The following is a 21,296-nucleotide window of genomic DNA, read 5'->3' on the forward strand; positions in this document are numbered from 1 at the left end:
CAATGACTGTATTTACCCATCCTGAATTCGACCACCACGAACATCTGACGTTTTGCTGCGATCCGGAGACCGGGCTGCGCGCCATTATCGCCGTACACAATACCTCTCGTGGACCCGCTCTAGGCGGATGCCGAATGTATCCGTACGCCAGCGACGACGAGGCTCTGACAGACGTGCTCCGCCTGTCACGAGGAATGACCTACAAGTCGGCGCTGGCCAACCTTGATCTCGGCGGCGGCAAGTCCGTCATCATCGGCGATCCACGCCAGCACAAAACCGAAGCCTTGCTCGAATCCATGGGCCGCTTCCTGGAACAGCTCGGCGGACTTTATATCGCTGCCGAGGATTCGGGCACCAGCGTAGCCGACCTCCAGGTTATGGGCCGCAAAACATCCAATGTGGCTGGTATCAGCGAACGCCCGGGGTTTGATGGCAGGCCCAGCAACGGCGACCCCTCTCCCGCTACCGCCTGGGGCACCTTCGTGGGCATTAATGCTGCCGTTAAGCACAAGCTTGGCCGCAGCGACCTGGAGGGGTTGAATGTGGCGGTACAGGGCATTGGCAACGTTGGTTACCGCCTGGCCCGACACCTCAAAGAAGCAGGCGCGAAGCTTTGGGTCTACGACGTCCACCAGGATCAGATGGATCGCGCAGTTGCCGAGTTGGGCGCGACGCCTGCTACCGCCGACGAAATCCTCTACCTGCCGGTAGACGTGGTTGCGCCCTGTGCCATGGGCGCCGTCCTGAATGATCACTCCATTCGTAAGCTACAGGCCACCATCGTGGCCGGCGCCGCTAACAATCAGTTGGCCACCCCGGCTCATGATCAGGCACTGTTCGAACGTGGAGTGCTCTATGCCCCAGACTTTGTAATCAACGCTGGCGGCATTATCGACGTGTGTTACGAGCGCAAGGGCCCCGACCCCCAGGCCGTTCGCAAACACGTCGATTCCATAGCCAATACCCTGGAGGAGATCTTCCAGCGCTCGGATCGCGATGGCCTGCCCACCGGGCAGATCGCCGATCAACTCGCAGAGGAGCGATTCCGGCATAAATCCCGTTGATGGTGGCTAAACCGCCGCCACTCACTCCCCCGAAAACAAAAACAGTAAGCAGGAGAATACAATGAGTAATGCTTCTTCATCCGCTGAAGGCGGTGCCATGGGCCAGGCGACAGCGAAGCGTGGGCTGTGGTCCTCGCGCCTGGCATTCATACTTGCCGCAACAGGCTCAGCGGTGGGCCTGGGTAATATCTGGAAATTCCCATACATCACCGGTGAAAACGGCGGTGGTGCCTTTGTTCTGGTTTATCTGCTGTGCATTGCGGCGGTGGGTCTTCCGATCATGATGGCTGAAGTACTAGTCGGTCGCCGTGGTGGTCTCAGCCCCGTCAACAGCATGCGGGCCATAACCAGCCAGGAAGGCCTGAAACCCGCTTGGCGCTGGGTGGCTGCCGTCGGGGTTCTGGCGGGGTTCCTGATTCTATCGTTCTATTCTGTGATCGGCGGATGGGCGATTTCCTATGTGGGCACCGCCGCCACGGGCCAGTTGGCTGGCCAGTCGGCAGAGTCCATAGGTGCCATCTTCTCCGGCCTGTTGGGCGACCCGATGAAGCTGCTTCTGTGGCACACCCTGTTCATGGCGTTGGTCATGATTGTGGTTGCACGAGGCGTACGTTCCGGGCTTGAACGCGCTGTCAGTATTCTGATGCCAGCCCTGTTCGTGCTCCTGCTGATTGTCGTGGGCTATGCGATGACCACTGGCCACTTTGGTCAGGCCGTCGCCTTCCTGTTCCAGCCTGACTTCTCAAAGCTCACCACTTCGGGCGTTTTGGTTGCCCTGGGCCACGCGTTTTTCACGCTCAGCCTCGGCATGGGTGTCATGATGGCCTACGGCTCCTATCTGCCCAAAAACATCTCCATCGCCAAAACCTCCGTGACCGTCTCGATCATGGATACCGCCGTGGCCTTGTTAGCCGGGCTGGCTATCTTCCCGATCGTATTCGCCAATGGCCTTGAGCCAGGCGCCGGCCCCGGCCTGATTTTCCAAACCCTGCCACTGGCGTTCGGCCAAATGCCCATGGGCAGCCTCTTCGGTACCCTGTTCTTCGTGTTGCTGATCTTTGCCGCCTGGACATCCGGCATTTCCCTGCTGGAGCCGATTGTTGAATGGCTTGAGGAACAGAAAGGTATGAACCGCACGGTGAGTACCGTCGGGGCAGGCATCGTGTGCTGGTTATTGGGTGTGGCCTCCGTGCTTTCGCTAAACCTGTGGTCGGACGTGACACCGCTGGGCATGTTTGCGATGTTCGAAGGCAAAACCATCTTCGACCTTCTGGACTTCCTGACCGCTAATATCCTGTTGCCCCTGGGCGGACTGCTGGTCGCCGTGTTTGTCGGCTGGACAATGTCTCGACAGGCGCTGGAAAGCGAACTGGGCATGTCAGCGGGCACATTCTCGCTCTGGTATCGCGTACTGCGTTACTTCACACCCGTTGCTGTAGCCATCGTCTTCGTCTACAACCTGGTATAAACACTCAAGCGGGATGCCGGCCTCTGTTCTGGGGCCGGCTCATCAGCCAAACGGCCATCAAGACACCGTGTAACACCAGGAACGGTATGGCAATCAGCAACAGTCCATTCCAGTCAAACGCCGCCAATACCGCACCAGCACTCAGTGCAGCTGTCGCCTGCGAGCCGAATACCATCAGGTCGTTGAGCCCCTGAACACGGAACCGCTCCTCATCGCGATATCCCTGCGGTAATAGCGTGGTGCCGCCGACAAACAGGAAGTTCCAGCCTACTCCCAACAGGATGAGTGCAAACAGGTAGTGGTGAAAGCTGATACCGCTGAACGCCAGGGCCACACACCCCAGATAGGCGAGCAATCCCAGGCCCATCATCCTTGGAATACCCACCACACGAATGAACCAGCCACTGATCAGCGACGGCAAGTACATGGCCATGATGTGAATCTGAATGACCCACTTGGCATCTTCAAGCGGGTGGTCGGCCACTTCCGTCATACTCAGTGGTGTTGCCGTCATGATAAAGCTCATGAGGGCATAACCGATGGCAGCGGAACTGATCGCCGCCCAAATGACCGGTTGCCTCAGGATGTCAGACATCGGGCGACCGCCCTCCCCCAAGGCTTCCCGTACTCGCTCCCCGCTGGCGCGGTATCCGAAAACCAGTACGACCATGGCAACCACCTGCACGGCACTCAATGCAAGCCAGCCGCCCATGAAAGGGTGCTCGGCTTGGCCTCCACCTCCCAAAAGCGCAATTTCCGGCCCCAGCCACGCCGCTACGAGGCCGCCTAGAAGCACCCTGGCTGCTGCGGAGCCAGCCATCTCGGGCGCTACCGACTCCATGGCCGCAAAGCGGTATTGGTGAACCACCGCCAGCCCGGTTCCGCCCACAACCGCCGCAGCGCACAAGAACGGGAAACTCGCACTCCAGGCTGCCAACGCACCGAACAACCCGGACACCACACCCGCCAGCGTGCCAAGCAACATAACCGGCTTGCGCCCCAGGCGTTCCATCAGCCACGTAGCAGGCTTTATAGCCAGGACCGTTCCAACTACCACAAGGCCCACGGGCAAGGTTGCCCACTCAGGTGATGGCGCCAGAAGACGTCCGTGAATGCTTCCGATAAAGACGATGAAAGGCGCTGTACACATGGCAAGCGCCTGGGCGGCGACCAGTATCCATACATTGATCGGCATTGGGTGGGCCTATTTCTTGCGGTAGATGATCCCTGGGTGGCACTGCACCATTTCGTAGAGATGAGGCAACCCGTTCAGCGATTCCGATGCTCCCAGTATCAGGTAACCACCGGGATTGAGAGTGGCATGGATACGGGTCAGGATGTCCTTTTTAAGCTCTGCCGAAAAGTAGATCAGTACGTTCCGGCACATAACAATGTCAAACTTCCCGAGCATGTAGCGTTCAAGCAGGTTCAGCTCCCTGAACTCCACCATGCTCTTGATTTGCGGTCGGATCTGCCAACTGCCATTCATGGCAGGAGTAAAAAACTGCTTTTGCCGCTCGGGTGACAGGCCCCGGCCAATGGCAATCATCTCGTACTCGCCACGGCGCGCAACCTCTAGAACGCTTTTGGAGATGTCGGTGGCGGTGATCTTCACATCCCGCAGCCTACCCGGCCGCTGGCGACGAAATTCTTCAATAATCATCGCTACCGAATAGGGCTCCTGGCCTGTCGAACAGGCTGCAGACCAGATACGAAGTGACTGCGCTGATTTTCTGTCGCCAAATTCCGGCAGCAGCTTTTCCTGCAGGATGCGGAACGGGTGATTGTCCCGAAACCAGAGGGTTTCATTCGTCGTCATCGCGTCGATCACGACTTCCTTCAAACTGCTGCGACCGGTTCTCTTCACGCGATCCAGCAAATCACCCAGGGTTCTCAGCTCGTTCTCTTCCATGATCCGCCGCAAACGGCTTTTTACCAAATACTGCTTGTTCTCCCCGAGCAAAATGCCACACGCATCCTGCAGGAATGATTTAAAGGCCTCGTATTCCTGTGGCGTTATTTCAGCTTTCATTGGATCTCATTATCGAGTGAGTCGGAAGTAACGGAGGAGCGTCACTGCTCGCGGTCGACAATTTCCATGACTCTTTCAGCCAGCTCATCGGGGCTGAATTTAGCCATGAAATCGTCAGCGCCCACCTTCTGCACCATCGCCTTGTTAAACACGCCACTCAGGGACGTGTGCAGCATGATAAATACATCCTTGATTGCAGGCTCATTTTTACACTTGGTGACCAGAGTGTACCCGTCCATTTCCGGCATTTCGACATCGGATATGATCAAACACAGGTGATCGGCGGCGCGAGAGCCATCTGCCGTAATCTCTTTCAGATAATCCAGGGCCTGCCTGCCATCATTCTTGGTCACCACTCCCATACCAATGGCAGTGAGACATCGCTCAATCTGGCGTCGCGCCACAGCCGAATCGTCTACAACCAGCACCGGCAGATGGCCAGGCACCCGCTCTGAACTGCGATTGCGAACCTCTTCGGTGACATCTTCCTCAAACGGCGACACTTCAGACAGGATCTTTTCAACATCGATGACCTCTATCAGCTTGTCTTCAAAGTGCGTTACCGCTGTGAGGTAAACGTCTTTGCCCGCACCCTTGGGTGGCGGCAGGATGTCTTCCCAGTTCATATTCACGATGCGGTCGACACCAGCCACCAGGAAACCCTGGGTTTTTCGGTTGTACTCAGTAATGATCACGAAGCTGGTGGCCATCTCTTCCTTGGGAATACCGGGAAGCCGGATTGACATACCTAGGTCAATGATTGGGATAGTCTCGCCACGAATATGGGCCACGCCCCGAACCATAGGGCGACTGTTCGGCAACGATGACAGCCTGGGGCACTGCAACACTTCCTTGACCTTGAAGACGTTGATGCCGTACATCTGCCGGCCACGAAGGCGAAATAACAGAAGCTCCAGACGATTCTGGCCCACCAGCTGGGTGCGCTGATTTACACTGTCCAATACCCCTGCCATCGTTTATATCTCCCACTCGAAACGTCTTGCTGCCGGCACGCATCTTGCTGCGTTATTCTAAAAAGTCGCGTGGAACCGGCTATGTGCCGGTTTATTGACTCACTCGATAGGCTTAACGGCCGAATCCGGAAATCATTAGGATATTCCTGAACTCGGGGCTTTACCCGGTTAATGACAGCATAGGACAAACTGCCGCGTATGCGCATTACCAATTTCGCCATCATATTGTTATTCACCGTAACAGCCGGCCCGGCAATGGCCTCCACGACCACGTCCGAACAAATTCAAAGCAGCGCGGAACAATTTCTGGAGGCATTTTCAGAGGCTCAGGCAAACGAAGGCTTTACGGTTTCCCACGATACCGGCCAACTCGACGCACGCCTCTCGCTCGCAACCTGTGATACCCCACTCAGCGTATCGTTCAGCGGCGACCCCTGGAGGACCACCCAACCCTCGCTACTGGTTTCCTGCGAGGGCGAGCGCCCCTGGCGCATGTTCCTTCCGGTATCCGTCACGATAACCGGTGAAGCCATGGTCGCCGCCCGCCCCTTGGGGCGCGGCGAACGACTGACGAAAGCGGCAATACAGTCGGATAACGTGGTGGTGAATTCGATTCGACGGGGCGCAATAACCAATGTCGACCAGTTAGTGGGCATGGAAATGCGCCGCGGCGTGAACGCCGGTACCGTATTTACACCGGATTTGGTGCTGGCTCCGGCAGCGATCGAACGCGGAGACCATGTTATCATCAGCGCCCGCAGCGGCAATTTTTCGGTAAACTCAAGGGGTAAAGCCCTGGCCAGTGCCGGGATTGGAGAACAGGTTCTGGTTGAGAACCTCTCGTCCTCCCGCACCGTGCGTGCCCGTGTGACTGCTCCCGGGCATGTCGAGATTCCCATGTAACCTCGTTCCCGGCATTGATTCACCGGAAACGGCAATCTGTTGCCGGTTTTTTTTTGAAAGATGACAAGAGTGTCATTTAACTCTTGCAAAAATCGCTAAAGAAACGTCAGGCCATGCCGATAGACAGGTATGAAATTTTGGAGCCGCCCAACGCGGCCGACCAGTTAAGCAGGTAACGTTATGTCAGTTGACTTTAATGGAATAGGCCCAGGCCAGGTCAACACCCAGAAAACCACGGCCGATAAATCTTCCGCTACCCAGAGCACTCAGCCCTCTACAGCTGAGCAGGCAAAGACCCAGGCGCAAGGCGCCCGTGGCGAAAATGTCAATTTGAGCAGCCAGGCGAAGAACCTGAAACAGCTCGAACAAAAGCTCGGCAGTTATCCGGAAATGGACGATGACCGTATCGAGCAGATCCGCTCTGCCCTTGAAAGCGGCTCCTACAAGGTTGATGCGGAGAAACTGGCCCAGAAAATGCTTGAGATGGATGAAAGCATTTTCGGGTGAGTAGATCATGGCCGCAATTGATGAACTGAAAGACCTTTTATCTCAGGATATCCGTCAACTCGAATCCCTGGCGGACGTCCTGCAGCAGGAAAAAGCCTGCCTTTCCACATCTGATATCCGTAAACTCGAATCACTGACTGGCGAGAAAAACACTCTGTTGGGTCAGATTCGTGAACGGGCCAAACTCAAAATCCGCCTTCTGGTGTCGATGGGGTTTCGACCTGAAAACGGAGCACCCTCACGGTTTATTCTCAGCGCCGGCCTGTCAGATGTTTACGACTTGTGGCGGGAGGCCGACGAACGCCTTAAGACCTGTCACCAGTTGAATAGCAATAATGGGCGGGTTGTCAGTCACCTCCAGAAGCGCCTTTCACGTCTTACTGATATATTCCGCGGCGTTTCCGGGCACCAGACCCTCTACGGTGCTCAGGGCGAGCAAAAGGCCGTATCACACCGTACCGTTCTGGCGAGCGCCTGACGGCTTCTGGGCTCCGCAAACGTCGGAGCCCAACGCATCCCATCAGCGAGTATAGATCGTCATCTGTGAATCGGGATGGAAGCGGATATTGTCGAGGGCAATGTTCCCCATGGACGGTCCCTGACTGCCGCTGACCCGTATATTGTCCATGCGGATCTGTTCGATCCTTTCCGGGAACGCCAGGGTGAGTCCGCCATCGTCACGAACCGTGTAACGGGGAACATCATCCCGATAATGCACACCGGATATCGTAAGATCAGAATCCAGGAAGTTCAGCACCGGCACGAAAATGTTCGCTGTTAGTTTCAGGCCTTCGATGACATCCGGATCAACCTCTCCTGTCCCGTCGTTACTTCCGGTCATGGCAGATACCGTGGCGATACGATCCAACAAGGATTGATCACCCTGCCCCGACACGCCGGCCATCTCGTCGTCATTAAGCGGCGCCAAACCGGCACGCTCGTACAATTGCGCGGCGTCCGTAACGTCTCGTGAATCATTCGTGGTGCTGCCAGCGGCAAAACTGACCAATGGCTGAAAAGGCAATACCGCCATAGTGACCAGTGCAGCCGCGTTGCGGTAACGGGATTGGTGCTTGAGAACCCGATGCAACTCGCGCTCGGTAATCCAGCCGGACTGTATAAACACCTCGCCGAGCCGCTGACCGGTCTCATGCTGTAGGCGCAGGCCCTCTTCCAACTGAATTTCGGAAAGGTATCCCCGGTTTATCAGCAACCGACCGAGACGGGATTTTTCTTCGAAGCCCTGACGGATTTTCAAGGTATGCCTCCAATAGCTTCACAGTGATTGCCGTACAACCTGGCCCGGTCAGAGTGCATCAATGCCACTGATGCGATAAAAGGTTAGCTGATAGTCATGAACTCCGCAGGGAATATGCCCGACTTGACAAGTATTATCTGCTAACATCCTGCAACAGACTGGATTCATGGGAACAGTATCGCAGCAAACATTCCCGAAGCTACCTACTATTCCCTGAACTAACTACGTGAGCCATTATAGAATGACAAATTTCGTAAAACCGTTTCGTTATGTGATGCAAATCGCTCTATCTGTAACCTTCATGCTGGGTATCGGCAACTGCCTGGCGGCAGAAGGGCAACAGAATGAGCTGCCCCAGGTGATTATTGAAACCAGCGAAGGTGCCATTGAGGTGACTCTGCGCCCGGACATCGCTCCCGAGACCGTTGAGAATTTTATTGCCTATGCCAAAAACGGGTTCTACGAGGGAACGCTGTTCCATAGGGTCATTCCAGGTTTCATGATCCAGGGCGGCGGTTTTGATCAGGATCTAAACCAGAAGCAGACCCGTAGCCCCATCCGGAACGAAGCCAGGCCAACCGCCAAAAACCTTCGCGGAACCATCGCCATGGCCCGCACAAGCTCACCGGACTCCGCCACGTCCCAGTTTTTTATCAACCTGACCGACAACGATTTCCTGAACGCAGGTGTCCGCGGCCCGGGCTACGCGGTATTTGGCAAGGTGACAGGGGGAATGGGTGTTGTGGATGCCATCGCCAGCAAGAAAACGGTGAGATCCCGAGGCATGGCGGATGTACCCCAGGAACCCGTCATTATCCGTAGCGTTTCGGTCCGGCAAACCGATACCGCGGCAGAGTAGCCCATCAAGCCTACTGACCGGATACGATGATTGTGACTGACCCCAGGCTACCGTCCATTGAAACCGCAGACATTGATTGGAGCAGTGGCGCACCCCGCTGTCGCCGCTTTGGCGATGTTTACTTCTGCAGCGAGAACGGCCTTGAAGAAGCGCGGTATGTGTTTATCGGCCAGAACCGGCTTCGCGAACGTTTCTCCTTATTGCCCGCAGCCTCCTCCTTCGTCATCGCGGAAACTGGGTTTGGCACTGGCCTGAATTTCCTCGCAGCCTGGCAAGCCTGGAATGAGACAGCCACACCACGCAACGGCTGCCTGCATTTCGTCTCCGCCGAACGCCACCCGTTGACTCCGGAGGACCTTGCCCGAGCACTTACGATGTGGCCGGAGCTCAAGGTCTACGCTGACCAACTGCTTGAACAGTATCCTGCCCCCATCACCGGTACCCATCGCCTGGTACTCGCCGGCGGTCACGTCAGGCTGACCCTGTTTTTCGGCGACGTAGCCGATGCATGGCGTGAGCTGGATTTTCAGGCCGATGCCTGGTTCCTGGACGGTTTCGCGCCCGCTAAAAATCCGGGCATGTGGACGAGTGAAATCATCGACGCGATGCCGGGCCACAGCAAGCCCGGCGCGACGATCGCCACCTTTACATCCGTTGGCGAGGTGCGGAGACGGCTGATTGCTGCTGGCTTCGCCATGCGAAAAGCACCCGGATTTGGCCAGAAATGGGACATGTTGACCGGCACACTGGGTGATGCCACCAGCCCCGGAACACCACCAGCCGCGAATGATGTTGAATCCATTGCCATCATCGGCGCCGGGGTTGCCGGCAGCCTGCTCGCCCGGAATCTGGCGGAGCGGGGATTGCATGTCACGGTGATTGACCAGGCTCAAGAGGCTGGAACAGCCGCCTCTGGCAATATCCAGGGTGCGCTGTATGTCAAACTGGGCATTGAGTTCAACGATCAGGCAAAGCTCGGTCTCTCATCGTTGCTGTTCAGTCAACGTTACTATCAACAGTTCGGCGGGGAGCACTGGCATCCTTCCGGGCTTGTTCAACTGGCGCACAGTGATAGCGAGCAAGACCGTCAGAACCGCTTCATCGCCCGCAACGACTATCCAAGCGCCGTATTGCAGCAGATCAGCCCGGAACAGGCGTCTGAGCTTGCCGGCATTCCCCTGACTCGGGGAGGTCTCTGGTTCCCTCGCAGTGGATGGCTTGAGCCCGGCGGCCTTTGCCGGGCATTGATAGAGCACGAGCGGATTTTTCAATGTTTTGGGTTTGACGTCCACCGACTTACTCCCTGCAACGGCAAATGGCATATCGCAGGTAACGGCGAGCAGGATGTTGTGGTCGACAGGGTGGTGATATGCGCCGGCCATCAGACACCGGACCTGATTCCGCTGAAGGGCAGCTTCCGTTTTCGCGCGATTCGAGGGCAAGTAACCCACTTGCCTGCGAAGGCGGTGAATTGCCCTGATGTAGTGGTATGTGGATCAGGGTATCTCAATCCCGCCCACGGTGGCATGACACTGGCGGGTGCCACCTTCGATCTTCATGACTCATCGCCAACCCTTTCCACCGAAAGCCACCGGGATAACCTATCGATGCTGGATGCGATGGTTCCAGGCTCGGTAGACAGGGATTCAGGCGACGTTGATCCGGCGAAACTCGATGGCAAAGTCGGGTTTCGATGCACAACCCATGATTATCAGCCGGTCGCTGGTCCACTAGTGGACGCTTATGGGCAACCACTGGAAGGCATCAACCTGTTTACCGGCTTGGGCAGCAAGGGGTTGAGTTACGCTCCCCTGCTCGCAGAGTACCTTGCCGACCGGCTCTCCGGGCAGCCTGTCTGCCTCCCCGGATCCCTGGCAAAACGGGTCGCGACGGGCCGCTGCCACCGCGTGGAAATAACGGAGCAGGAAACTATTAGCGCCTGAAGAAATCCAATTGTCTGCCGATAACCGGAGAAGGCCCTGTTGTAACCGGAGCAGATCATTATGTCCATTCATGTCAGTGAACCCGGCAGACCCGTTGGGACACGCCTGCCGGAGATATTCCGGGGCCGCCGCGTAGGTGACGTTACAGAACTGAGCGAATCCCACAATATCGATGTTCAGCACAGTGAGGCAACCGACGCCGAGTTCCAGCTTGCCGCCCGCTCCGGACGGCAGCGTGCCATTGAGGAATACGGTGCCGCAGCGTCCGGTGAACCCAAAGAGCGACGGGCCTACCTGCCGGTATCCCAGATCTGCACCCCCGCCCTGCACTCTCTGCCAGCCACCGCAAGCGTTGCTGACGCGATGGAAGCCATGGATGAAAACGGCGTCAACCATCTCGTGATTACCGCAGACGGTAACGTAGCAGGGCTCGTGGATCTACGCTGGTTGCTAGCCTGGCTCCACGAGACCGATGCAAACGCCATGAGCGCGAGCTTCGTGAATATCGAACTACCGGCCTTCCTGACCTCGTCGCCCGAGACCGATGCCCACCAGTTGGCAAGGCTGATGCTCGCTCACCAACTGAATGCGGCCCTGGTGGTTGATGAGAGGGGCCAGTCAGCAGGTATCGTCACCAGCACCGATTACCTGAAGTTGTACGCCAACGCCAGCCGGCACGAGGGTAGCGTATAGCAGTGGGCACATCGCCCGCATTCGATTAATGCAACGGCAGCCCCTCTCCAGTAAACAGCCGAACCTCCCAGGTCTCAGAGGCACCACTGACGATTTTGACCAGGGCCGTTATTTCGTCATCGCGGTAGTTTTCCAGCCGTTCTATTTCACCCTCAGCACCAACCAGTGGCAACTGAGTTCTCCATTCCCGGCTGCTGTCAGTGTCATCATCGCTGTTTTCTTCCAGTGAAATTCTCGCCAGGATCGGATGAGTCTGGCTGTTTCCCTCGCTTTCGCTGAAATTACCGTTGGTACTTCCTGCAACCAGAATGTCCCGGTCGTAAGTGCGCACCGCACGTAGAGACTCAGTGGATGCATCATCCAAGTCATTGAACGTAAAGGCGCGAGTGACATCTCCCAACGCCGTATAGGACAATGCAAACCCGGCCTGGCTGTTGATCTGACGGCGCTTCAGTGAGCGGTTTCCATCGCCAGACTCGACGCTATAGTTGCCGGTACTCTGGCCCACCAACCAGACATTGTTGGTCCCGTAGATGCCGTCGGAGAGATCTTCGTTGCCAGCGGTTCCACGCTGCCTGACGTTAATTGTACTGTCTGCGCTGGAGGCAATATAAAAGAACGCGTCTTTTCCGCCAAGTTGGGGTTGGCCACTCACCGCGCCTGAGGAATCCCCGATCAGCAACGGACTGCTGGTGGACGTACTGCCTCCTACAACCGACTCATCATGCCCTGCTGACCCGACCTGTCGTATCCAGGCAACCACCGGCACAACCGAGTTGCCGTCAACGGTAGTGTCGATTCTCTGGAGAAAACTGTCCACACCACCAGCAGCGTTTTCGTTCGTCCACTGGCCATCGGTTTCCCCGGCGTTCACGACGTAACCACCGTCCTCATCAATCCCGGTCCACCGGGGAAAATCATCACCGGATGTGCCGGTCACAATGCCCCAAACCGGTACATAACTGTCCGGATCCTGAGCGGTGTCGAAGAAGTAAAGCAGGGTATGAACATCCACACCGTTGCCGCCAGGGGCACCGTCCGGTGTCTGTTCACTGCCGAACGACACGACGAATTCATAGCGGGTAACGTCGTCATCTCCTTCCTTAAAGTTACGTTCGACAAAACCGATAACCGGTTCCCCACCCTGGGCAATAGCGGCCTCTGACAACGGCTGTTCCGTTACTTCCCCTTTCTGCGTGACGATACGCACCCAGGGACGGTCACCATCATCGATACGATAGCCTGCAATGAAAAGACGACCGTTGTGCCCGAAGGCCGTGTCAGTGGGAACAAAGGCCGCACTGTTGCCCACCTCAATCGGTGAAGTCAGTTCGTTGATGTTCACCCGCAGTTTGTCGGCATCCGCAGAGGCCGCGAAATTCTCCCTTCCGGACTGATAACGTTCGTCCAGACCCAAAAGAAGAAAACGATCGTTTTCCAGCTGGCCGTTGGTGTAGTCGTCGGGAATGCGGATACGAAAGCGCATTTCCTCAACGCCCTCGGCAAAGGTCAGAAGATCCCCTTCCACCCACTCGCCATCCCCGTCCCGGACTTCCACAAGGAAATCCTCGCCCAGAATCACATCGGAGTCATCATCCTCTCCAAGTTTCACGCTATAAGCGCCGGCCCGTTCACCGCTGATTAAAGCAACATACTCGCGAACATCGCCGACATTAAGCGCATCGCGGGTACCGCCGGCCTCGGTTTCCAGGCGCACTGTTGGCTCATTGTCCGCAATCCGCAGTAATTCCCTGACACCGGAATTGGAACTGCCAAGCCCGGCGAGGCCGGACCGCACCTCGGTCAGTCGGATGTTCAGGGTTTCCAGGGGTTCGGCCTCGGTGTCCTCGATAACTTCCAGGCGGATGTAACATTCGGTGATTCCGGGCTCCAGAGTAATCACCCCCTTGGACAGGAACCCATCATCGTCTGGCTGATACTGAAGATAGGAAGGCACTGGTAAGGTCGGTTCGCTCTGCGTCCCCAAACCCACAATGTCCTTGCCGATGATCGCCTCGTTGTCGTTGGCGGCGCCATTTTCACAACGCTGATGAGGGGGATCAATATCCTCGTCACAGCGTTGTGGATTAAAGCTGGAGTCCAGCTCAAAGGCCACCGACACACGGGTGACAGAAGGCTGATCAAGCAGCACGCGCACAAGAACGGGATAGGTGGCACTGGTGCGTTGAACGGTTTTAACGACGGCGCCATCATCGTCGTACTCGTTCACCTCATATGTCTGTCGACCGATTTCTCCGATCTCCGGAGCCTCGCACCGATTATCCCGTTCCTCCGGCGCCTCGAACGCCTCTCCCTCGGTAAAATCGTCGATGGCCAGGCTGAGCACGTTTTCCCGGACCTCAATGTCAAATGGCTGTGTACCGGCCGCACGGCCATCATTGCCAACCAGAGTGATGTTCTCCGTAGTGCCGAGGTCATCACGGCCTCTCGAGCCACCGGTCAGCCCCGGAACGCCCCGCATGATGACGCCCTGGCGTGCCTTGTTGCTGGTGTCCTCCAGCGCCAGCCAGGACGGTGCATTGGTGAGTGAATAATCGAGAATATCGTCGCTGTCGAAAGCGCCAAAATTGTAGGCGTATTCAACGCCCAGATAAGCTTCGTCCGGCGGTGTTCCCAGAATGTAGGGGTCTTCGGCGTCCTGTTCGGTCTTGCAACCGCCAATGACAACCAGGATCAGTGACAGCAGGGCAAGACAGCCCCCGCGAGGAAAACAGCGAAGAGCACAGGAAAGGCAAGAGAGCGAATCGGCGCGCATGAAAAAGTCCGTTTCAGAGCATTGTTTTTATAGGTGCTTTACACACCGTTACAGAACAAGCTCATGGTAATCAATTTCACGGAGGCAGGATCTGCGCGAGTTCTCAGATTCTGGCCACGGACAAACCATCGTGTGCGCCGTGGCGAGAGGTTTATTCCAGGCCGTGGGTGCCAAGAAATTCGACGAAGGCGGACTCGTCCATCACCGGGACTCCTAAATTCTCGGCCTTCGTCAGCTTCGAACCGGCGGCTTCGCCGGCAACAACACAGGAGGTCTTGCCGGAGACGCTTCCCGCTACTTTGGCCCCAAGGGACTCCAATTTTGCCTTGGCGTCATCCCTCGTCATGTCGGACAGTGACCCCGTCAGTACCCAGGTCTCTCCCTTCAGCGGCTTTTCACTGGCGGTGATCTCTTCGGTCTGCCATTGAACCCCAGCGTCTTTCAGGGCCTGAATGGTTTCCTGGTTGTGGGTCTGGTCGAAGAAACTACGAATGTGGCCGGCGACAATGGGCCCAACGTCAGACACCGACTGCAGGGCATCCTCGTCAGCCTCACCAATGGCTTCCAGGGTGCCAAAGTGGCTGGCCAGGGCCTTGGCGGTCGCCTCGCCCACCTCCCGGATACCAAGGGCATACAGGAATTTCCAAAGGACCGGGTGGCGGGAGCGATCAATGGCATCGATCAGATTACCCGCGGATTTATCACCCATACGTTCAAGGCCCGTCAAATCGGCTTTCTTTAACAGGTACAGATCCGCAACCGTGGTGACCAGTTCCCTGTCCACCAGAATATCAATCCACTTGTCCCCCAGCCCTTCTATGTCAAGCGCCTTTCGGGATGCATAGTGCCGGATGGCCTCCTTGCGCTGTGCCGGACAGAACAGCCCGCCAGAACAGCGGGCCACTACCTCGCCCTCGATCTGCACAATGTCAGACTGGCATACCGGGCAGGCGTCCGGAAGCTGGACTTCACGGGTATTGTCAGGGCGACGTTCGGCCACAACCTTGACCACCTGGGGAATCACATCCCCCGCCCGTCGAACGAACACGGTGTCTCCGATACGGACACCCAGTCGTTGGATTTCGTCCATATTATGCAAAGTGGCATTGCTTACGGTGACGCCTCCCACAAATACCGGCTTGAGCCGGGCGACTGGCGTAATCGCGCCGGTACGGCCGACCTGAAATTCCACGTCTTCAATGACCGTCAGCTCTTCCTGCGCCGGAAATTTCTGGGCAATGGCCCATCGGGGGGCTCGGGAGACAAACCCCAACTGCCGCTGCAATGCCAGGCTGTTTACCTTGAAGACAATGCCATCGATTTCATAAGGTAGGCTGGCACGCTTATCCATCAGCTCATTGTAAGCCTGCAGACAGTCCTCCGCGCCGGTCGCCCGACGCATCTCAGGGTTGATCCGGAAACCCCAGGCACCAACCTGTTGCAGCCCTTCCCAATGGGTGGCGGGCAGCCGGCTTTCGTCCTCAAGCGCGACACTGTAGGCGCACAATTCGAGTGGACGTCGGGCCGTCACGGTGGGCTTTTTCTGTCTCAGACTGCCGGCGGCAGCATTACGGGGGTTAACAAACGTCTTCTCTCCTTTGTCCGCCAGACGTTTGTTCAGGGTTTCGAACCCTTCCCGGGGCATATACACCTCTCCCCGGACCTCCACCAGCTCAGGGACGTTGTCACCACGAAGTCTCAGGGGCACCGACGGGATGGTACGGATGTTGGCGGTGATATCCTCACCTGTATAGCCATCACCGCGTGTAGCGGCCCGGGTCAGCACGCCAGATTCGTAATGAAGACTAACCGCCAGCCCATCCAGCTTGGGCTCGCAGACATACTCAATGTCATCTTCGGTCTTGAGCCGATCTCTCACCCGGCGGTCAAAGTCCCTCAGTTCTTCATCACTGAACGCGTTGTCCAGGGAAAGCATGGGGATACGATGGACAACTTCCTCAAAGGTGGTTTCCACCGATGCCCCCACCCGGCGAGTGGGGGTATCAGGCGTCACAATATCGGGGTATTGCGCTTCGAGGTCCTGTAATTCCCGAAACAGGCGGTCGTACTCGGCATCCGGAACCCGGGGATCGTCCAGAACATAGTACTGATAGTTATACTCAGTGATGATATCCCGGAGTTCTCCGGCCCGGCTGATAACGTCGGGAGAGGCTTTGGTCATTGTCTGGGGGATCGTTGTTTACGTTCAAATTCGCGGATGCGTTGGCGGCAGTGTTCAATGGTTTGCGGGGTCATCACGCTGCGGCGCTCGTCCTTCAGTTCACCGCCAAGATTGCGCACCACGCACTGCGCCGTTTCCAGCATGAACTCAAAGGCCTGCATGGAATTGGTAGGCCCGGGCATGCTCATAAAGAAGCTGATACCCGGCGTCGACAGGGCTGGCATATCCTCGGGCTTGAAGGTACCGGGCTCAACAGCACTGGCCACGCTGAACTGCACCGGGCTAGTGGTATCTGACTGTTCGTGGCGATGGTAGATATCCATGTCGCCATGTTCCAGGCCACAAGCTTCGAACAGCGCCTTGAGTTTGGTGCCCTCGAAATTCTGCTCACTTTTCGCCAACACATTGATAACCACCACTTCCCGGGCCTCCGGCCGGTTGGCTCCGGCGAGGGGCTGCCCGGATTGCCGTGCTGTGGCTTCCCGCCTTGCCGTGTCTTCCTCGACCTCGGTGGTTACCGTGGGGGGAACCTCTTCGTGGTCCGGGCCAGAATCCGCTATGTCGGTTTCCGGCTCCTCGTCTACGGCCCCCCAACCGATGTCAGAATCGTAGTCAACGTCACTGGGTTCACTGGCGGCCAGGTTTTCCGGTTCCGGTTCACGTTCTGCAGTCAGCTCTTCGGAGTCATCCTTGGCCGTCGCGGCCGCGCTGCTGACCACCGGCCTGGTCGGTTTGGGCTTGGGCTTGGCGAAACGGCTCTTTTCCGGTTTGACGTAGCCGCGTTCTTCCAGCGTGTCCCGTGAAATGGTTCGCGCCCCACCATTTGGGAGCTCAGGGTTGTAGTCCTGGTCCAACGGGGAATCGTCGAGATCGTCCGCGCCCATGCCAGAGGATATCGCGATTGATTCCTTACGGGCGCGCCTCATCCGGCGCAGGCCATCAATCACAATACCGAGTATAACCAGGGTACCGATGGCAATTAACCATTCCCTAAGAGACATAGTGGTGCTGTCCTGTTTGCAGATCAGATATCGTTGCTACTCTAAGAAAAGCCTGTAATGAATACAACGCAAACACAGGCCAGATGGCAGTTTTGTCATTTTTGCACGAACCTTGACCGCCTGTCCGCCAGCGACATGTCATCATGCTTCAGCCAACGCGGCAGCCTCGTCAACATCTACCGATACCAGCCGTGAGCATCCTGGCTCATGCATCGTGACCCCCATCAGTTGGTCGGCCATTTCCATGGCGATCTTGTTGTGGGTAATGTAGATGAACTGTACCTGTTTTGACATTTCCTTGACCATGTTGGCGTACCGCCCCACGTTGGCGTCGTCCAACGGAGCATCCACCTCATCCAGCATACAGAACGGGGCCGGATTAAGCTGGAAGATGGAGAACACTAATGCAATGGCCGTCAGTGCTTTCTCCCCGCCGGAGAGCAAATGAATGGTGCTGTTTTTCTTGCCCGGCGGCCTTGCCATGATGGCAACCCCTGTTTCCAGCAGGTCCTCACCCGTAAGTTCAAGGTACGCATTGCCGCCGCCGAACACTTTCGGGAACAGCGCCTGAAGCCCCCCATTGACCTGATCGAACGTCTCCTTGAAGCGCTGCCGGGTTTCGCGATCGATCTTGCGTATGGCGTTATCCAGGGTCTCCAGCGCTTCCATCAGATCTTCATGCTGACTGTCCAGATAGGTCTTACGCTCACTCTGAACCTGATACTCCTCGATGGCCGCAAGGTTGATGGCACCCAGACGCTGAATCCGGGACCCGATTTTCTCGAGGTCTTCGGCCCAGGCTTGCTCGCTGGCATCTTCAGGCAACGTGGACAGCACTTCCTGCAGGCGGACATCCAGTTCCTCGAGCTGCTCCAGATGATTGCCTGCGCGAATCTCCAGTGCCTGGGATTCCATTTTCAGCTTCTCGAGGCTGGCACGGACGTCCTGGATGGTATGTTCTATGCGGCTGCGACTTTGCTCCCGATCACGCACCTCCTGATCAATTTCTTCAAGCGCGTCTCGGGCAGCACCCAACTTTTCCTCTTCAGCCAAGCGCCTGTCCAGCAGGCCTTCCAGCTGCATTTTCAGATCTTCGATAGGCTCTTCGGCGTTTTCGCGGCTTTCACGGAGAATGTCGAGTCGCTCGTCCAGACGCTCTTTCTGCAATTGCATTCGATCAATGGTCTGGCGCAAGCCATCGCGCTGGCTGTTCAAAGACTGAAGCTGGAGTTGTAACTGGTGGGCGTGATCGCGATCGTGCCGAGCCTCCTGGCGAAGCCGGTCAAGGTTTTCACGCAACACGTCCCGACGCTCAAGCAGCCGCTCCTTCTCTTCATCGCTGTCTTCCGTCGATGCCAGGGCCTGCTGCCACTCCTCGCGGGTTTCCAGCAGTTGTCCCTGCTGCTCCTCGAGATTCATGGACACGTCAGCAAGATCGTCACGAATGCGTTGAAGCCTCGCATCAATCTGTTCCGCACGCGCCTTCAGACCACTGATCTTGGATGACAGGGTGGCGAGTTCCCGATCAGCATCCGCCAGCCGGCCCTGGGCATCGTCCCTGGCAGCTTCCGCCCGTTCTGACTGTTCCAGCAACCGGTCCAGATTATCGGTGGCGGCTTCCAGGGAGGCTTCCGCCTGCTCCAGCTCTGCTGTCAGTGCGGTGACTTTCTTCTGGCGTTCGATTACGCCAATCTGGGCCGCGTCGGAATCGGGCATCAACACCCAGTCAGCGGACAACCAGGCACCCGCGGGGGTAATGACACTCCTGCCCGGCGCCAAACCTTTCCGCCGTTCCAGCGCGTCCTCCATGGACTCCGCGGTATCAACAAGCGCCAGTAAGGATGCCATGCCCCCGGCACCGGATACTTTGCTTGCGAGCCCCGTTGATGGACCATTGGCGCTGGAGTCACTATTCACCAGGGCCAAACCTCGGGGAGCATCAGCCATGTTGGCATGCACTGCTCCCAGCCCCGGTACGCTCAGCCCCTGGCTGAAACGCCCAATTACCTGCTCTACCGCAAATTCCCAGCCATCGTCGATACGAAGCTGCGTGGCCAGTCGTGGGCTGTCGCTAAGGCTGTATTCACTGAGAAACGCCTGCAGGGTGTCGTCCTGGCTGCCCATCTGTTCATCCAACAAGGCCTGCTGGGATTCAAGCGAAGCCCTCAGACTCTGGACCTGCTGGCGCGCCTCTGTGGCAGCCTGCTCTGCGTCCCGCTGGTGGTGGCGTGCCTCCTGGAGTTCGTCCTGGACAACGTTGATTCGCTCCGAGGCTTCCTCCCTCTGAAGCTCCAGGGTTTCCTGCTGCTCCAGCAGGTCGTCCAGTTCCGCCCGATCAACCTGCCCTTCAAGCAAATCCTGTTCTTCACGAAGCCGTTGTTGACGGGTGCGCAGTTGTTCAATGGCATTTTCCTGGGAACGGATACTGGACTGGGCCAGTTCCGCCTGTCGGCGCGCATCCGCTGAACGGGAACTGAAATCCTCCCAGTTGTGCTGCCATTCGCTCATGGCATCCTCGGCACTCTGGAGCTTTTCTCCGGATTCCTCCGATTTCAGGACCAGCGCCTCCTGTTCGGGCTCCAACATATCCAGTTCTTCCTGAATGCCCGCCAGTTTCTCTTCATCCTGTTCCAGTTCCCGAGCCAGTTCGCGCTGATTGGCCATGGCCTGGTCCAGTTCCGCGGCCGTCTGGCGGCTGCGCTCTCGTTGGTGCTCAAGGCTCTGCTCAATGCGGGCAATATCGGCACCGGCTTCGTAGTAACGCGCCTGCGCCCGATTGAAATGTTCGTTACGTTCCTGATGCCCGTCCCGCAGGGATTCCAGAGCTGTTTCCAGGCTGACACGTTCAGACAGCTGCTTCTCGAGCTCGAGCTCGGTATCCCGGATGCGAGTGCGCCAAGTCTGAAGATCGGTGTCCAGGGACTGCCAGCGCAACACCGTCAGCTCGGCCTTTTTCTGGCGCTCTTCCTGTTTGTAGGCTTTGTACTTTTCCGCCGACTGAGCCTGACGCTCAAGGTGTTGCAGCTGCCTGCCAAGTTCGTCCCGAAGATCCGTCAGGCGTTCCAGATTCTCCTGGGTCCGGCGGATGCGGCTTTCGGTTTCCTTGCGGCGCTCCTTGTACTTGGAGATACCCGCCGCTTCCTCGATATACACCCGCAACTCTTCCGGCTTGGCCTCGATCAACCGCGAGATCATCCCCTGCTCGATGATGGCGTAGCTGCGGGGGCCCAGCCCGGTCCCGAGGAAAAGATCGGTAATGTCACGGCGCCGGCATTTGGAGCCGTTCAGGAAGTATTCCGACTGCCCCTCGCGGGAAACACGGCGGCGTACCGAAATTTCATTGAAACGTACGAACTCGCCGGGCGCCGAACCGTCGCTGTTGTCGAACACCAGTTCTATGGAGGCCTGGCCAACCGGTTTACGCGCACTGGAACCGTTGAAGATAACGTCCGACATGGACTCGCCACGCAGATACTTGGCCGAGCTTTCCCCCATCACCCAGCGAACCGCATCGATGATATTGGACTTGCCACAACCGTTAGGGCCCACGACCGCCGTCATGTTAGAGGGAAACGGCACCGTGGTCGGGTCAACGAAAGATTTGAAACCGGATAACTTGATGGACTTCAGGCGCAT

The 21,296-nt window shown here is 57.2% G+C and carries 16 protein-coding genes; 8 read left to right on the forward strand and 8 right to left on the reverse strand.

All coding sequences use genetic code 11. The features are described 5' to 3' along the window. Positions 1-2: 2 nt before the first annotated feature. Together JJO78_RS15635 and JJO78_RS15640 are read left to right on the forward strand one after the other, a co-directional pair. Positions 3-1,064, forward strand: a complete 1,062-nt coding sequence (locus JJO78_RS15635) for a Glu/Leu/Phe/Val family dehydrogenase (RefSeq protein ID WP_075196818.1) — start codon at positions 3-5, stop codon at positions 1,062-1,064. 61 nt (positions 1,065-1,125) lie between these two features. Continuing rightward, entirely contained in the window at positions 1,126-2,532 is a 1,407-nt protein-coding gene (locus JJO78_RS15640) for a sodium-dependent transporter (protein ID WP_036207990.1), read from the forward strand. 4 nt (positions 2,533-2,536) lie between these two features. Here JJO78_RS15640 and JJO78_RS15645 read toward each other — a convergent pair whose 3' ends face one another. From JJO78_RS15645 to JJO78_RS15655, 3 genes are read right to left on the reverse strand one after another with little or no spacing between them, the layout of a single operon-like run. Further along, the gene (locus JJO78_RS15645; RefSeq protein WP_273624050.1) at positions 2,537-3,727 is read right to left on the reverse strand and encodes an MFS transporter; all 1,191 of its coding nucleotides are present in this window, start codon (positions 3,725-3,727) and stop codon (positions 2,537-2,539) included. A gap of 9 nt (positions 3,728-3,736) precedes the next feature. Continuing rightward, the gene (locus tag JJO78_RS15650) at positions 3,737-4,564 is read right to left on the reverse strand and encodes a CheR family methyltransferase (RefSeq protein WP_036207996.1); all 828 of its coding nucleotides are present in this window, start codon (positions 4,562-4,564) and stop codon (positions 3,737-3,739) included. 41 nt (positions 4,565-4,605) lie between these two features. Beyond that, complete coding sequence (locus JJO78_RS15655) at positions 4,606-5,538, reverse strand: chemotaxis protein CheV (RefSeq protein ID WP_036207999.1); 933 nt, start codon at positions 5,536-5,538, stop codon at positions 4,606-4,608. Between the two features lie 198 nt (positions 5,539-5,736). On the opposite strand from JJO78_RS15655, the gene flgA reads away from it, so the two are divergent. The 3 genes from flgA (at position 5,737) to JJO78_RS15670 (ending at position 7,426) form a co-directional block, all read left to right on the forward strand. Then, entirely contained in the window at positions 5,737-6,441 is a 705-nt protein-coding gene (flgA, locus tag JJO78_RS15660) for a flagellar basal body P-ring formation chaperone FlgA (RefSeq protein ID WP_036208003.1), read from the forward strand. Positions 6,442-6,621: 180 nt separating this feature from the next. Beyond that, positions 6,622-6,948 carry a flagellar biosynthesis anti-sigma factor FlgM gene (gene flgM / locus JJO78_RS15665; RefSeq protein WP_036208006.1) on the forward strand — a complete coding sequence of 109 codons (327 nt, stop codon included), beginning with the start codon at positions 6,622-6,624 and terminating at the stop codon, positions 6,946-6,948. Positions 6,949-6,955: 7 nt separating this feature from the next. After that, complete coding sequence (locus JJO78_RS15670; protein ID WP_036208010.1) at positions 6,956-7,426, forward strand: flagella synthesis protein FlgN; 471 nt, start codon at positions 6,956-6,958, stop codon at positions 7,424-7,426. A 42-nt stretch (positions 7,427-7,468) separates the two neighbouring features. Here the strand turns inward: JJO78_RS15670 and JJO78_RS15675 are convergent, their stop codons facing one another. Then, complete coding sequence (locus JJO78_RS15675; protein WP_036208013.1) at positions 7,469-8,206, reverse strand: hypothetical protein; 738 nt, start codon at positions 8,204-8,206, stop codon at positions 7,469-7,471. A 241-nt stretch (positions 8,207-8,447) separates the two neighbouring features. Here JJO78_RS15675 and JJO78_RS15680 point away from each other — a divergent pair, with 241 nt between their 5' ends. From JJO78_RS15680 to JJO78_RS15690, 3 genes are read left to right on the forward strand one after another with little or no spacing between them, the layout of a single operon-like run. Beyond that, the gene (locus JJO78_RS15680; RefSeq protein ID WP_443094033.1) at positions 8,448-9,065 is read left to right on the forward strand and encodes a peptidylprolyl isomerase; all 618 of its coding nucleotides are present in this window, start codon (positions 8,448-8,450) and stop codon (positions 9,063-9,065) included. A 29-nt stretch (positions 9,066-9,094) separates the two neighbouring features. Next, positions 9,095-11,008 (forward strand): bifunctional tRNA (5-methylaminomethyl-2-thiouridine)(34)-methyltransferase MnmD/FAD-dependent 5-carboxymethylaminomethyl-2-thiouridine(34) oxidoreductase MnmC, encoded by a 1,914-nt coding sequence (mnmC, locus tag JJO78_RS15685; RefSeq protein WP_443094034.1) that lies wholly within the window; start codon positions 9,095-9,097, stop codon positions 11,006-11,008. 60 nt (positions 11,009-11,068) lie between these two features. Next, positions 11,069-11,701: a CBS domain-containing protein gene (locus tag JJO78_RS15690; protein ID WP_036208023.1), complete on the forward strand. Its 633-nt coding sequence runs from the start codon at positions 11,069-11,071 to the stop codon at positions 11,699-11,701. A gap of 25 nt (positions 11,702-11,726) precedes the next feature. Here the strand turns inward: JJO78_RS15690 and JJO78_RS15695 are convergent, their stop codons facing one another. From JJO78_RS15695 to smc, 4 genes are all read right to left on the reverse strand, one after another. Next, positions 11,727-14,477: a hypothetical protein gene (locus tag JJO78_RS15695; RefSeq protein ID WP_273624058.1), complete on the reverse strand. Its 2,751-nt coding sequence runs from the start codon at positions 14,475-14,477 to the stop codon at positions 11,727-11,729. A gap of 151 nt (positions 14,478-14,628) precedes the next feature. After that, a complete protein-coding gene (gene ligA / locus JJO78_RS15700; RefSeq protein ID WP_273624059.1) occupies positions 14,629-16,659 on the reverse strand; it encodes an NAD-dependent DNA ligase LigA in 2,031 nt (676 codons plus the stop codon). Then, positions 16,656-17,660 (reverse strand): cell division protein ZipA, encoded by a 1,005-nt coding sequence (gene zipA / locus JJO78_RS15705; RefSeq protein WP_273624061.1) that lies wholly within the window; start codon positions 17,658-17,660, stop codon positions 16,656-16,658. The genes ligA and zipA overlap by 4 nt, the downstream gene beginning before the upstream one ends. A gap of 141 nt (positions 17,661-17,801) precedes the next feature. Next, positions 17,802-21,296, reverse strand: a complete 3,495-nt coding sequence (gene smc, locus JJO78_RS15710) for a chromosome segregation protein SMC (protein WP_273624062.1) — start codon at positions 21,294-21,296, stop codon at positions 17,802-17,804.

Origin of the sequence: Marinobacter sp. DS40M6, assembly GCF_028581595.1 — a bacterium.
GTDB lineage: Bacteria > Pseudomonadota > Gammaproteobacteria > Pseudomonadales > Oleiphilaceae > Marinobacter > Marinobacter salarius.